General features: G+C 68.7%; 12 protein-coding genes. 4 read left to right on the top strand and 8 right to left on the bottom strand.

Going from position 1 to position 14,195, the window contains the following annotated elements; all coding sequences use genetic code 11:
- The first annotated feature begins 104 nt into the window (after nt 1-104).
- On the top strand, nt 105-1,601 hold the full coding sequence (gene glpK / locus OHS03_RS33400; protein ID WP_328659508.1) for a glycerol kinase GlpK: 1,497 nt from the start codon (nt 105-107) through the stop codon (nt 1,599-1,601).
- Between the two features lie 18 nt (nt 1,602-1,619).
- Here glpK and OHS03_RS33395 read toward each other — a convergent pair whose 3' ends face one another.
- The 4 genes from OHS03_RS33395 to OHS03_RS33380 form a co-directional block, all read right to left on the bottom strand.
- Nucleotides 1,620-2,810: an aminotransferase-like domain-containing protein gene (locus OHS03_RS33395; RefSeq protein ID WP_328659506.1), complete on the bottom strand. Its 1,191-nt coding sequence runs from the start codon at nt 2,808-2,810 to the stop codon at nt 1,620-1,622.
- Nucleotides 2,811-2,901: 91 nt separating this feature from the next.
- Nucleotides 2,902-4,023, bottom strand: coding sequence for a DUF8176 domain-containing protein (locus OHS03_RS33390; RefSeq protein ID WP_328659504.1), 1,122 nt, complete (start codon nt 4,021-4,023; stop codon nt 2,902-2,904).
- Nucleotides 4,024-4,389: 366 nt separating this feature from the next.
- Nucleotides 4,390-5,412, bottom strand: coding sequence for a hypothetical protein (locus tag OHS03_RS33385; RefSeq protein ID WP_328659502.1), 1,023 nt, complete (start codon nt 5,410-5,412; stop codon nt 4,390-4,392).
- Between the two features lie 291 nt (nt 5,413-5,703).
- Nucleotides 5,704-7,104, bottom strand: coding sequence for an NAD(P)H-quinone dehydrogenase (locus OHS03_RS33380; RefSeq protein ID WP_056818075.1), 1,401 nt, complete (start codon nt 7,102-7,104; stop codon nt 5,704-5,706).
- Nucleotides 7,105-7,325: 221 nt separating this feature from the next.
- Between OHS03_RS33380 and OHS03_RS33375 the strand changes: the two genes are divergently transcribed.
- The gene (locus OHS03_RS33375) at nt 7,326-7,787 is read left to right on the top strand and encodes a gamma-glutamylcyclotransferase family protein (RefSeq protein ID WP_056819179.1); all 462 of its coding nucleotides are present in this window, start codon (nt 7,326-7,328) and stop codon (nt 7,785-7,787) included.
- Between the two features lie 39 nt (nt 7,788-7,826).
- Here OHS03_RS33375 and OHS03_RS33370 read toward each other — a convergent pair whose 3' ends face one another.
- The 3 genes from OHS03_RS33370 to OHS03_RS33360 form a co-directional block, all read right to left on the bottom strand.
- Entirely contained in the window at nt 7,827-8,993 is a 1,167-nt protein-coding gene (locus OHS03_RS33370; protein ID WP_328664526.1) for a M20 family metallopeptidase, read from the bottom strand.
- A gap of 125 nt (nt 8,994-9,118) precedes the next feature.
- Nucleotides 9,119-10,321, bottom strand: coding sequence for a M20 family metallopeptidase (locus OHS03_RS33365; protein WP_328659500.1), 1,203 nt, complete (start codon nt 10,319-10,321; stop codon nt 9,119-9,121).
- Nucleotides 10,322-10,370: 49 nt separating this feature from the next.
- Complete coding sequence (locus OHS03_RS33360) at nt 10,371-11,072, bottom strand: enoyl-CoA hydratase-related protein (RefSeq protein WP_328659499.1); 702 nt, start codon at nt 11,070-11,072, stop codon at nt 10,371-10,373.
- 125 nt (nt 11,073-11,197) lie between these two features.
- Between OHS03_RS33360 and OHS03_RS33355 the strand changes: the two genes are divergently transcribed.
- Together OHS03_RS33355 and OHS03_RS33350 are read left to right on the top strand one after the other, a co-directional pair.
- Nucleotides 11,198-11,977 carry a purine-nucleoside phosphorylase gene (locus OHS03_RS33355; protein ID WP_328659497.1) on the top strand — a complete coding sequence of 260 codons (780 nt, stop codon included), beginning with the start codon at nt 11,198-11,200 and terminating at the stop codon, nt 11,975-11,977.
- On the top strand, nt 11,978-13,486 hold the full coding sequence (locus tag OHS03_RS33350; RefSeq protein WP_328659495.1) for a phospho-sugar mutase: 1,509 nt from the start codon (nt 11,978-11,980) through the stop codon (nt 13,484-13,486). It abuts the gene before it with no gap.
- 1 nt (nt 13,487) lies between these two features.
- Here OHS03_RS33350 and upp read toward each other — a convergent pair whose 3' ends face one another.
- The gene (upp, locus tag OHS03_RS33345) at nt 13,488-14,111 is read right to left on the bottom strand and encodes a uracil phosphoribosyltransferase (RefSeq protein ID WP_056818087.1); all 624 of its coding nucleotides are present in this window, start codon (nt 14,109-14,111) and stop codon (nt 13,488-13,490) included.
- Nucleotides 14,112-14,195: the final 84 nt, after the last annotated feature.

Below are 14,195 nucleotides of genomic sequence, written 5' to 3'. Positions count from 1 at the left end.
TGCCCGCTCGGCGCTCGGGACGTGCGCGGCGGGGCGCGGCTGCGAAATTCGTCGCCGACGACAATTCCCGCGGTCGCGGGCTCCGCGTTCGGTAACCTGCAGCAATGCGTCGCTATGTGGCTGCCATCGATCAGGGCACGACTTCGAGTCGGTGCATCATCTTCGATCGGCAGGGTCGGATCGTCGGGACCGCGCAGCGGGAGCATCGGCAGATCTTTCCGAAGCCCGGCTGGGTGGAGCACGATCCGGCGGAGGTGTGGCGTAATACCGAGTCGGTGCTCGGTGCGGCACTGGGCAACAGCCGGTGCTCGGCCGGGGATCTGGCCGCGGTGGGGATCACCAATCAGCGCGAGACCACGGTGGTGTGGGACCGGGCCACCGGCGAGCCCGTGTACAACGCGATCGTCTGGCAGGACACCCGCACCGATCAACTGTGCACCGAACTGGCCGGTGAGCAAGGACCGCAGCGCTATGCGGATCGCACCGGCCTGCCGCTGTCTACCTATTTCGCCGGTCCGAAGTTGCGCTGGATTCTCGATAATGTCGAGGGTGTCCGGGCACGCGCCGAAGCCGGCGACCTGTGTTTCGGCACCATGGACAGCTGGGTGCTGTGGAAGCTGACCGGCGAGCACCTCACCGACGTCACCAACGCCTCACGCACCATGCTGATGGATCTTCGTACCCTGCGATGGGATTCGCGGATCTGTGCCGATTTCGGCATCCCGATGTCGCTGCTGCCGCAGATCCGCAGCTCGTCGGAGGTCTACGCCGACATCGCCTCCGGTCCGTTCGAGGGAATTCCCGTCGCCGGCATTCTCGGCGACCAGCAGGCGGCCACCTTCGGCCAGGCGTGCCTGTCCCCCGGCGAAGCCAAGAACACCTATGGCACCGGCAATTTCATGCTCCTCAACACCGGCACCACCCCGGTGTTCAGCAAGCACGGACTGCTCACCACCGCCTGCTACCAACTCGGTGACGCCCCCGCCGTCTACGCCCTCGAAGGCTCCATCGCCGTCACCGGCTCGCTGGTCCAGTGGCTGCGAGACAACCTCGGCATCATCTCCTCCGCCGAGGAGGTGGAACCGCTGGCCCGCAGCGTCGACGACAACGGCGGCGCCCACTTCGTCCCGGCCTTCTCCGGCCTGTTCGCCCCCCGCTGGCGCCCCGACGCCCGCGGCGTCATCGCCGGCCTCACCCGCTTCGTCACCAAGGCCCACCTGGCAAGGGCCGCACTCGAATCCACCGCCTTCCAGACCCGCGAGGTCGTAGACGCCATGCGCGCCGACGCCGCCGCCCAACGCCTCGACCTGGAACTGACCACCCTCAAGGTCGACGGCGGCATGACCGGCAACAACCTGCTCATGCAATTCCAAGCCGACATCCTCGACGTCCCCGTCGTCCGCCCGGTAGTCCGCGAAACCACCGCCCTCGGCGCCGCCTACGCCGCCGGTTTGGCAGTCGGCTACTGGTCCGGCCTCGACGATCTGCGCGCCAACTGGTCCGCCGATCGAACCTGGACCCCCTCGATGTCGGAGGAGGAACGGACCCAGCGCTACGCCGACTGGAACAAGGCCGTCGAACGCACCTACAACTGGGTATGAACCGACCGCGCAAAGCGTTCAGCTCGTGGTCTGTGCGGCCTTCGACAAGCGGCTGACCGCCTCGGTCAGGGTGGCTTCGTCCGAGGTGGTGAAGCACAGTCGCAAGGTGTTGGGGGTGGTGTCGGCGACGGCGAAGGCCGCGCCGGGGACGTACGCGACGCCGGCTTCGAGCGCCGTGGGCAGGAGTGCGGAAGTGTCGGTGTTGTCGGTGAATTCGGCCCAGATGAACATGCCGCCGGTCGGGTCGGTGCAACGAACGCGGTCGGCGAAGGTGGCGCGGACGGCGGAGACGAGGGCTTCGGCTCTGGTGCCGTAGGTGGTGCGGATCGAAGCTATGTGGGTGGACAGCCAGGCGGTATCGGTGAGCAGGTCGGTGGTGATCTGCTGGGTCAGGGCCGAACCGCAGAGGTCGGCGCCCTGTTTGAGTAGTTCCACTGCGCGACAGACTCTTTCGGGGGCGATCATCCAGCCGACGCGGAGCGAGGGGGACAGGATCTTGGAGACGCTGGACAGGCGGATCACCTGGGGTGAGTACGCGGCCACCGGCGCCGGGGCCGGGGCCGGGGTGTCGAACCAGAGTTCGCCGTAGGGGTCGTCTTCGATGATCCAGAAGCCATGTGCCTCAGCCAGTTCCGCGAGTCGCTGACGGCGTTCGGGGGTGAGGGTGACGCCGCCGGGGTTGTGGAAGGTGGAGACGGTGTGGACCACGGCGGGGCGTTCGCCTGCCGCGAGAAGGTCTTCGAGAATGTCCAGGCGCATGCCTTCGTTGTCCAAGGGGACGGCGACGATTCGGGCACCGGCCGCTCGAAACACTTGCAGGGCACCCACATACGCGGGATCTTCGACGATCACGAGGGCGCCGGGGTCGAGGAGGACTTCGGCCAGCAGGGAGAGCGCCTGCTGGGAGCCGTGGGTGATGAAGACTTCCGCGACCGGCACCGTGCGGCCGATCTTTGCCGACTCGCGGGCCGCGATCACCGCGCGCAGCGCGGGCCAGCCGGACGACTCGGTGTACTGCAGAACGGCGGCGTCGCGCAGCGCGGCTTCGGCGGCGAGGGCGATCCGCTCGCGCGGCATCAGGGCGGCGTCGGGGAGGCCGCCCGCGAGGCTGATGATGTCGTCGCGAGCGGTGAGTTTGAGCAAGTCTCTGATCGCCGAGCTCTGCAGGCCGGCGAGCTTGCCCGCCAATGCTGGAATGGTCAGCGACATGGGAACCTCCGGGAACGCCAAGAGAAGCAATCATCCTACGATTGCATATCGTCCACCAGAATGTGAAATTGTTGTCTCAAATAATGAGAACCTACCGAGCAGTGATGGACTTGACCTGCCACTTTCCGTCGGTGTTGGTGGTGATGATCTCCTGCTTGTAGACCACCGCCGAGCCATCGGGGTGCATTTCGCGCAGTTCCACGTCGTAGCGGCCCAGGGTGGTTTCGCGCATCTTCACGCAGTGGGTGGTGCCAGGGGGGATCTGACCGTCGATCGCCTGCTGGATCGTCTCGGCAGGCGAGATGTTCTCGGCGTCGGGCGCCACGAACTCGCGCACCTTCGCCCCGGATCGATCGGTGTAGAAGGCGTATTGGAAGCCGAGGATGGCCCTGGCGCCGGTGGTGGTGTCACCCGGTCCGTTGCCGACGGTGACGGATTGTTCTGCGACAGTCTGGCATTCGGAGGCGGACGCGATCGAGGGAATCGGCGCGGCCGTGACACCCGGGTCGGCACCGCCGCCGCGCTTGACCAGACCGATCGTCAGCACGAGGGCCACCACGAGCAGGACGGCCGCGGCCACCCCGCCGATGATCCAGCGCAGGCGCTTGTTGTCGGACTCCTCCTCCACCGGCGCCGGGGTGATCGGCGTCTTCGGCGCGAGACGGCGCGCGATCGGGTCGTCGGCCCACGACAGACCGGGTTCGGACGGCGGCTTCGGGATCGCGCCGTCATCGTCGGGGTTGTCCCACCACGCCTTGTCGGCGGCGGGCCTCGGCTTATCCGGGATCAGGGGGGTGCGTGAGCCCTCCGGCGGCCGCACCGGTTCCGAGGCAGGCCCGACATCGCGCGAGGGCACCTGCGGCACAGCGTCTTTGGGGCCGGGGCGACCACGACGGATCACCTCGGTGAGCTCACGACCGGAAGTCACCGGCACGGAATCACCGAACACCGAGTCGCCGAAGACGGAACTCTCACCGCGCGGCTGCTCGCCACCGAAACGCACCGTCGGGTCGGCAGCAGGCGGACCACCGGGGGTGGGACCGCCGAACGGTGCCGCGCTCCGCGGACCCGGCCCCGCGGGCGGCGTAGGAGGCGGCGTCGCCACCGCGTCACCGAAGACGGAAGTGGGCGCGGAACGGCGACCATCGGGCAGCCGAGGCGGCGCTTGACCGGCGGACGGTCCCGGCGGCACCGAACCGGTGAACGGAGCCACGGGAGGACCCGGCGGCGGAGTCACGGGCGGCTGACCCGCGACAGGTCCACCGAACGGACCCGGCGCGGGTGCCCCGGCCGGCGGACCGAATGGACCGGGCGCAGGTGTACCGGCCGGCGGACCGGCCGGTCGCCAACCCCGCTCCGGAACCCCGGACGGCGCGGGCGGCGGCGCGGCGGGGACAGGCCCACCGAAACCGGCGTCATCGACCGGCGGCCCGAATCCGCTTACGGGGGGCCCGAATTCCGCAGCAGGTCGTTGATCGCCGCGTTCGTTGTCGTCGCCCTCGGTGCCCAAGTCCAATCCTTTCCCGGGACACACGTGTGGGGCGGTCGAAGGCGACCGCCCCACACGTCAAACTGCGTGTCAGTACTGGATCGAGCCACCCCACTGGGTGTTCACACCCGCGACGTTCAACGTCTGAAGCAACTCCCCCGGCACGGGCAGTGTAGCCTTCGCGGCCGCATCGAGCGCGGCGGTGCCACCCGGCTGCGCCTTGATCCAGTTCTCCACCGCGGCCTTGGCCAGGTTGGCCTGCGTGGTGTCGAGCACGGTCACCGTGGTGTTGTCACTGCGGCCGTCGCCACCGTTGAAGGTGGTGACCTTGACCTCGTTCGCACCGACGTACTCGACCGAGACACCGGCGTCACCGAAACCGCCACCCGGCGTCCGGTAGCCGACGGTGCCGACGTAGCCCGAGGCGTTGTTGTAGTGGTGAGTGTTGGCCAGGATCCCGGCGCCGTCGACGGTGACGCCAATTTCCTGACGCGGGCCTTCCATCTCGACGACGGGCGCGGCGGGCGCGTTGGCCAGGCGCGGCGCCTGCCAGGACGGTTCCTTCGGCTCCTGGACGAGGGTGTCCGGAGACTCGACCTCGGCCTGGGTGCCGTTCCCGGTGCCCTGATCGGACGGCACGGTGGGCTGCGTCTGCTGCTGGCCCGGCGTGGCGCCCGGCTGGCTCGGCGTGGTGCCGGTCTCGGGCTTGGTGGTGCCCGGCTGGTCGGGCGTCGCGCCTGCGCGCTCCGGCTGGACCGCGGGCTGTGCCTGTCCCGGCACGGGCAGCGGCGCGACACGGGGGCTGGTGACGCCCGGCTGGCTCGGCGTCGGCTTGGCGGGGGTCTCCTGCCCCGGCTGACCCGGCGCGGGGCTGGTGACGCCCGGCTGGGCCGGCGTCGGCTTGGTCTCGCCCGGCTTCGCCTGACCCGGCTTCACGCTCTCCGGGGTATCCGGGGTCTCCGGGGCTTCTACTTCACCCGAAGGCTGGCCCGGCTGCGCAGGAGCCGGAGTCGCGGGGGTGGTCGGCTGGTCGCTGGGGACCGCACCGGCCGGCGCCGCGAGGAGGGTTGCCACTGCTGCCGCGGCAGCCAAAGGCAATGACGTGCTTGCCATCGCTCGCTGCGCCCGACTCGGCTTACGATGCTTCACTTTTCGTAATCCCTTTCCCGGAGGGAATCCCCCACTGCATCCACCACGCGATCACAAACTGATCGCGCCTCGGCGGTGAGTCAACCACATGAGCGCGGGACAGGCAACGCAGCACAAGGTTTCGAGTTCACCGGGTGCCGCCTGCGCAAACACCTGGCGTGGCGGTTGCCGAGAAGCGACGAGCAACGTTGGCGAACAAGACAATTCGAAACCCGGAAGCCCTTGTGATTCGTTTCACATTCCGGGGTCGGGGGCTCAGTCGAGGTCGTCGTGCCGCATCAGCAAACGTCCGGCTTCGGTGAGCGAACCGGTAAGCGAGGGATACACCGAGAACGTCTGCGCCAGATCGGTGACCGTCAGATTGTTCTGCACCGCCAGCGCGATCGGCAGGATCAGCTCCGAGGCGATCGGCGCGACCACCACACCGCCGATCACCACACCGGTGGCCGGGCGGCAGAAGATCTTGACGAAGCCGCGCCGCAGCCCCGACATCTTCGCGCGCGGATTGGTGTTGAGCGGCAACATCACCGTGCGGGCGGGGACTTCACCGTTGTCGATGGCGGTCTGGCTCACGCCGACGGTCGCGATCTCCGGGCGGGTGAACACCGCCGAGGCCACCGTCTTCAACCTGATCGGGCTCACGCCCTCGCCGAGCGCGTGGTACATCGCGATCCGCCCCTGCATGGCGGCCACCGAAGCCAGCGGCAGCAGACCCGTGCAGTCGCCCGCGGCGTAGATGCCGGGCACCGAGGTTCGCGAAACCCGGTCGACGCGAAGGTATCCACCGCGATCGAGTTCGATCCCGACCCGATCCAGGCCCAGGTTCTGAGTGTTCGGGGTGGAGCCGACGGTCATCAGCGCGTGCGAGCCGGTGACGGTGCGACCATCGGACAGCTTCACCACGATGCCTTCGGCGGTGCGTTCCACGGCGTCGGCGCGGGCGTGCTTGACCAGCTCCACGCCACGTTCGGCGAGGGCTTCCTCCAGCACGAGGGCCGCGTCGGCGTCCTCGCCGGGCAGCACGCGGTCACGGCTCGACACGAGCTTCACCCGCACACCCATCTCGGTGTACGCGGACACGAATTCGGCGCCGGTGACACCGGATCCGACGACGACCAGCGTCTCCGGCAGTTCCGGCAGGTCGTAGAGCTGACGCCAGTTCAGGATCCGCTCACCGTCGGGCTCGGCGCCCTGGAGCACCCGCGGGCTCGCGCCGGTCGCGATCAGCACGACCTCGGCCTCGAACTCCTCGGAGCCGCCGTCGACCAGGTTCGCGCGCACGCGATGCGCCAAACCCGGTGCGGGCCCGACCAATTCGCCGTAACCGGGGAGAAGTTGCACACCCGCGGCCTGCAACTTGGCGCGAATATCGGAGGACTGCGCCAAGGCGAGCGCCTTGACGCGCGCGTTCACCTCGGGCAGGTGCACCTTCGCCTGGTCGGCATCGATATTGATGCCGAGGTCGCGGGCGCGGCGCAGATCGGTGCGCAGGCCCGTCGAGGCGATGAAGGTCTTCGACGGCACGCAATCCCACAGCACACAGGCGCCACCGATACCGTCGGCGTCCACCAGGGTCACCGTGGCCCCGTGCTGGGCGGCTACCAGTGCCGCCTCGTATCCGGCCGGTCCACCACCGATGATCGCAATCCGTGCCACCAGTCACGCTCCTTGTGCTCGCCTGATCGGACTGCCCCTTGTGAGGGCTCGTCCGTGCTGTCGACTCATCATTTCAGGTGCGATGTGACATGGCCGGGTCGGATCGGTGAACAACGGTGCGCGTGTTCCGCGCCGTGTTCTGCGCCACCGGCAAGTGTGACGGTCAGCCGATCTGGGAGGGAGACGGGAATTCCACCGGGGTTATTGGCTACAGTTCCATGGTGCCGATCTATGCCGCCTACGGGTCCAACATGGACTCGACGCAGATGCTGGAACGCTGCCCGCATTCGCCCATGTCCGGGACCGGGTGGCTGGAGGGTTGGCGCCTGACCTTCGCCGGTGACGACATCGGCTGGGAAGGGCCGTTGGCCACCGTCGTCGAGGATCCCGGCTCGCGGGTATTCGTCGTGCTCTACGACGTCTCCCCCGAGGACGAGGACAGCCTCGACCGCTGGGAGGGCTCCGACTTCGGTATCCACAAGAAGATCCGAATCCGAGTCACCGGCACCCAGGGCGAGTCCCGCCTGGCCTGGCTCTACGTCCTCGACGCCTACGAAGGCGGCCTCCCCTCGGCCCGCTACATCGGCGTGATCGCCGACGCGGCCGAAAAAGCAGGCGCCCCAGAGGACTACGTCCACGCCTTGCGTACCCGCAACAGCAAGAACGTCGGGCCCGGAGCCTGAGAGGATCCCGCGCCGGTCGCGTGACCGGCGCGGGATCAGTCAGTGTGCCTGCAGAATGATGTTCGTCAGGGTTCGCACGCCGACCGCCAACGCGCGCTCGTCGATGTCGAAGGTCGGCTGGTGCAGATCCAACTGCTCGCCGACGCCGGACCAGACGCCCAGCCTGGCCATCGCGCCGGGCACTTCCTCCAGGTACCAGGAGAAGTCCTCGCCGCCGCCCGACTGCGGGGTGTCGGCCAGCGCGTCCTCCCCCAGTCCCAAGATCGCGTTCTCGAACATCAGCGCCGACGTCGGGTCGTTGACCACCGGCGGCACACCACGCTTGTAGTTGAGCTGGTAGCGCACACCGGTCGGCGCGAGCAAGCCGTCGATGATCTCGCGGACCAACGGCTCCAGCAGCAGCCAGGTGGCGTGATCGCCGGTGCGCACGGTGCCCGTGAGCATGCCCGTCTGCGGAATCGCGTTGGGCGCCTTGCCCGCGCTCACCGCACCCCAGACCATGATCGTGCTGGTTCGAGGATCGACGCGTCGGCTCAGCAATCCGGGCAGACCCGTGATGACAGTTCCGATCGCGTAGACCAGGTCGCTGGTCAGATGCGGCCGCGAAGTATGCCCACCCGGCGAATCGAGCACCAGCTCGACCGTATCGGCCGCCGACGTGATGGCTCCGGTTCGCACGCCGACCTTGCCGACCTCCAAACGCGGGTCACAATGCAGCGCGAAGATCCGATCGACCCCGGTCGTCCCGCCGGCCGCGACCACGTCGAGCGCACCACCGGGCATCACTTCCTCGGCAGGCTGGAACACCAGCCGCACCCCGACCGGCAACGTGTCCTGAGCCTCGGCCAGCGCGAGCCCGGCACCGAGCAGCACCGTGGTGTGCGCGTCGTGCCCGCAAGCATGCGACACACCGGGCACCGTCGAGGCGAAGGTCAGACCGGTGAATTCCTGCATCGGCAGCGCGTCCATATCGGCGCGCAAGGCGATGCGCGGACGATCGGTGGGGCCGAAGTCGCAGATCAAGCCGGTGCCGCCCGGCAGTACTTCCCAGGTCAATCCGGCCTTGGTGAGCCAGCCCGAGACGAACTCGGTGGTGGCGAACTCCGCCCGGGACAACTCCGGGTTGGCGTGGATGTGCCTGCGCCATTGCACCAGGTCACCGGTGTGCTCAGCCAGCCATGCGTCGATGATCTCGGTTCCCGACATCAGAGTTGGTTCGGTGTCCGGCGTGGTCGGACACGCTGCGGTCTCGCGTGCCATCGAGGGGGTTCCCACACCCATCGATAGCGCGTCGGAGCCTGCGCGTGCGGTGCCCGGATGGCCGGAAATGGTCACCGAATATCCTCCTGTCGTTCGATCAGCCGTTGCAACAACCTGTCCCTGTGTACTTCATCGCCTGCCACGGCGACAGCGGTACGCGCCAACGCGAGCGCGCCGTCGAGCACCGCCCGGTCCGCCGAGGCGTTCACCGCGGCGGCGGCGAACGCGGGTTGATGGGTTGCCGCGCCACCCGCGTCGATGCCGATCACCGGGTGGATACCGGGAACGACGTTGGTGACGTTGCCCATGTCGGTGCTCCCGAGCGGTCGCAGCACCTCGAGCTCGGGCGCCATCGGCGTCCGTCCCAGCCCGGTGATCTGCGCGCGGTAGGCAGCGGAGAGAACCGGATCGGGGGTGAGCTCGGTATAGGTGGGCGCGAGCGTCCGAATGTCGTGGGTGCAGCCGGTTGCCAGGGCGCCCGCTTCGAAACACGCCTTCGCTCGGCGCATCAGGTCGTCGAGGGAGTCGGAATCGGCCGCGCGGAGGTAGTACAGCAACTCCGCACGTCCGGGCACGATGTTGGGGGCTACGCCACCGTCGGACACTATACCGTGCAGCTGCTGACCGGGTCGCAGATGCTGTCGTAGCAAGCCGACAGCTACCTGGGTCAGGGTCACCGCGTCGCCCGCGTTGCGGCCCAGTTCGGGCGCGGCGCTGGCATGCGCCTCGCGGCCGTGGAAGACGATGGCGAGGTCGGCCAGCGCCAAGGAGCGCGCGCCGACGATGTCGACGGGGCCGGGGTGGACCATCATCGCCATCGCGATGTCGTCGAAGGCGCCCGCTTCCAGCATGAGCACCTTGCCGCCGCCGCTCTCCTCCGCGGGCGTGCCGAGCACGACCACGGTCAGGCCGAGCGCGTCGGCCACGGCGGCCAGACCGAGGGCAGCGCCGACGGCGGACGCGGCGATGATGTTGTGCCCGCACGCGTGCCCGATCTCGGGCAGCGCGTCGTATTCGGCGCAGATACCGACGGTGAGCGGACCGCTGCCGTACACGGCGCGAAAGGCCGTCGACAGGCCGGCGACGTTCGTCGTGACCGCGAATCCGCGCTCTACCAGCGGCGCGAGGACCTTGGCGACGCTACGCGTTTCGGCGAAGGCCAGCTCGGGTTCGGCGTGGATCGCGTGCGAGAGCCCGATCAGCTCGTCCGAGGCAGCCATAATCGCGGCGTCGGAGGCGGTGGCTGTGAGTTCGCCGGTGCGCGAGGGTGCCATACCCCCAGTCTTGCATCAGTGCCCGACAGCGGCGCACCGGCGAGCGGGGTCAGTTGCCGAAGGGAAGATTCTCCGGAGTGACGGGGGTGGCCAGCGCGGCGAGGGTCTCGGCGTGCAGCGCGGTCTTGATGATCGGGGTGATCGGCTTGCGCAGGCTGGTGAGCGCGGCGGCGCGGGCGATCGCGGCGGGCAGCACCTCGTCGGCGTCGGCCTTGGCATCGACGATGCCCGCGGCGATGGCCTCGTCGGCACTGAAACGGTGGCCGGTGGTCATCGCCTGGACACACACCTGGTTGCTCAGGCGACCCTTCAGCAAGCCGTTCATGCCGACGGTGAACGGCATGCCGAGGTGCACCTCGGGCAGCGACCAGAAGCCGCGGTCACCGCGCATCACCCGGAAGTCGTGGGAGGTCGCCAGCATGGCGCCCGCGCCGAACGCATGGCCGTTGACCGCGGCGATTGTCGGCAACGGGAAGGTCAGCAGGCGGGTGTAGAGGGAGTGCACCCGGTCGAGGTAGCCGTGGATCTTGTCGAGGTTGCCGAAGACGTAATCGGTGTCGAGGCCGTTGCTGTAGTACTTGCCGGTCGCGACGGTGACCAACGCGGCAGCACCCTCGGACGCCTCGACCTTGTCGAGTGCGGCGTGGAAGGCTTCGATCCAGTCCGGCGAGAAACGGTTCTCGTTGTCTGTCTCACCCTCGTGGCCGAGGTACAGGACGAAAACATCACCAGAGCGCTCCAAATACGGCATGCAGGGAGAATAAACCGCGACGGAAGACGTACCTACTCGCGGGTACGACACGTAGGGACCGCATCGTGGCGCCACTGCCGCTCGGGCCGGGGACACCCACCGCCCACGCGGCTTAGACTCCCTTCATGACTGCCGAACAGGCCGCTGCGGCGATTGCCGAACGTACGGGGGTGCCGCGTCATCGCGTGGCCGTGGTGCTGGGATCGGGGTGGCAGGAGGCAGCAGCCGAGATCGGCGCGCCGCGTGCCTCGATCCCGATGACGGAGCTGCCCGGCTTCGGCAAACCCAGTGCGCAGGGGCACGGGGGCATGGTGCATTCGGTCACCGTGAACGACAACAACGTGCTGCTGCTGATGGGGCGTCAGCACCTGTACGAGGGCTATACGCCCCAGCAGGTGGTGCATCCGGTGACGGCGGCGATCGCGGCGGGCGCCGAGATCGTGCTGCTCACCAATGCCGCGGGCGGGCTCAGGGCCGGGCTACAGGTGGGTGAGCCGGTGCTGATCGCCGATCACATCAACCTCACCGCGCGCACCCCGTTGGTCGGTGCGCGATTCGTCGACCTGGTCGATGCATGGGACTCCGAATTGCGTGCGCTGACAAGGGAAATCGACCCGAGCCTGACCGAAGGCGTGTACGCCGGACTCATCGGTCCGCAGTACGAGACGCCTGCCGAGATCCGCATGCTCGCGACCATCGGCGCCGATCTGGTCGGCATGTCGACGGTGCTGGAGGCGATCGAGGCGCGTTCGCTCGGCGCGAAGGTACTCGGCATCTCGCTGGTCACCAATCTGGCCGCGGGCGTTACCGGGGAACATCTTTCGCACGCGGAGGTGCTGGCCGAAGGGCAGGCCGCGGCGCCCCGGTTGGGCAAGCTGCTGCGCGGCATTCTGGAGCGCGTGTAGATGCTGCGTTTCGGGACCGCTGGCCTGCGTGGACCGTTGCGCGAGGGCCCGGACGGCATGAATGTGACGACGGTGTCGCGGGCCACGGCCGGGCTGGCCGACTGGCTGCGTGAGCGGTGCCTCGGCGGCGGGGCCGTGGTGGTGGGACGGGACGCGCGGCACGGGTCGGCCGAGTTCGCCACGGCGACCGCTGAGATCTTCACTGCCGCGGGCTTTCCGGTGACAGTGCTGCCGGATCCGGTGCCGACTCCGGTGGTGGCGTTCGCGGTGCGAGAGCTGGGTGCGGTAGCGGGAGTGCAGATCACCGCCTCGCACAATCCGCCCGCCGACAACGGTTACAAGGTGTATCTCGACGGCGGGTCGCAGTTGATCGCGCCCGCCGACAGCGAGATCGAGAAGCACATCGAGGCGGTCGTCGAACCGATTGCGCGGGAAACTGTTTCGGTTTCCGGTGCGGACCTGGTCGATCGCTATCTCGAGCGCGTCGCGGAACTGCCCGGCCTGCTGGGCGGTCCCGGCGAGCGGGCGGGTGTGCGGATCGCGCTCACCGCGCTGCACGGTGTCGGCGGCGAGCTCGCGGTGCGCGCGCTGGCCGCGGCGGGGTTCACCGACGTGCATGTGGTCGAGGAACAGTTCGCCCCCGATCCCGACTTTCCCACCGTCGCCTTCCCCAATCCGGAAGAGCCGGGCGCCGCCGATCTGTTGCTCGCGCTGGCCGAGCGGATCGAGGCCGACGTGGCGATCGCGCTCGATCCCGATGCCGATCGCTGTGCGCTCGGCGTGCCCGGCCCGAACGGTTGGCGCATGTTGCGCGGTGACGAAACCGGCGTGCTGCTGGCCGATTACGTGCTGCGCACGCGTCCCACCGACCCGCTGGTCGCCACGACCATCGTGTCCTCGCGCCTGCTGTCGAAGCTGGCCGCCGCGCGTTCGGCTCGCTACGCCGAGACCCTCACCGGCTTCAAATGGCTGGCCAGGGCGGGCGACGGACTCGTCTACGCCTACGAGGAAGCCATCGGACACTGCGTCGACCCCTCGAAGGTCCGTGACAAGGACGGCATCTCGGCCGCGGTGGCCGCCACCGACCTCGTCGCCCTGTTGAAAGCTCAGGACAAGACGCTGCAGGGCGAACTCGACTCCTACGCCGCCGAATTCGGCCTGCACGCGGGCGGCCAGGTCTCGCTGCGCCTCCCCGACCAGGCCGCCGCGACCGTGCTGGTCGCCGCCCTGCGTGCGAATCCACCCAGCGAAATCGCAGGCACCCCGGTGAAATTCACCGACCAGGCGCAGGTCCGCGGCCGATTGCGCACCGACGCGCTGATCTTCGACGCCGACGACTTCCGCATCGTCGTCCGCCCGTCAGGCACCGAACCCAAACTCAAGTGCTACCTGGAGGTTTTCGCCCCGGTGGCCGACCGAGACGATCTGAAAGACACGAAACAGCTTGCTGCCCAGCGTCTTTCCCAGCTCACCACGTTTTGCCGGTCGCTGGCAGGCAGCGAGGAATAGTTCAGCGCGGGCCGAACTGGCGGTCGCCCGCGTCGCCGAGGCCGGGGACGATGTAGGCGTTCTCGTTGAGTTTCTCGTCGACGGCGGCGGTGACCAGGCGGACCGGCAGGCCCGAGGCCGCGAGGGCGGCAACGCCTTCGGGGGCCGAGACGACGCAGACGGCGGTGATGTCGGTGGCGCCTCGGGCGACGAGGAGTTCGATGGTGTGGCGCATCGAGCCGCCGGTGGCCAGCATCGGGTCCAGGACGAAGACGGGCAGGCCGGTGAGGTCGGCGGGCAGCGACTCGAGGTAGGGCACCGGCTCGTGGGTCTGCTCGTCGCGGGCGATGCCGACGAAACCGACGCGGGCTTGCGGGACGAGTTCGGCTGCGGCGTAGACCATGCCGAGCCCGGCCCGCAGGACCGGCACCAGCAGCGGCGGCGACGCCAATCGGACGCCGTCGGTGACCGCGACCGGCGTGTCGATCGGCTCGCGCACCACCGGCGCGTCGCGCAGTGCCTCGTACATGAGGATGCCGGTGAGATCGGCCAGAGCATTGCGGAAGGTGGCGTTGTCGGTACGGGCGTCCCGCATGGTGCTGAGCAGGGTTGCGGCGAGCGGATGGTCGACGGTGTCGGTGCGCATGAAAAGACGATAGGGTCGCTTGGCGCTTCGCGCCTACGACCGCTGGGGAAATATTTTCGCGGTCGAGGGAACCGAATGCGGAGT

It is taken from the genome of Nocardia salmonicida (assembly GCF_036142455.1).
Taxonomy (GTDB): domain Bacteria; phylum Actinomycetota; class Actinomycetes; order Mycobacteriales; family Mycobacteriaceae; genus Nocardia; species Nocardia salmonicida.
Note: the sequence above shows the minus strand (reverse complement) of the source record. Positions and strands in the feature narration are given on the sequence as shown.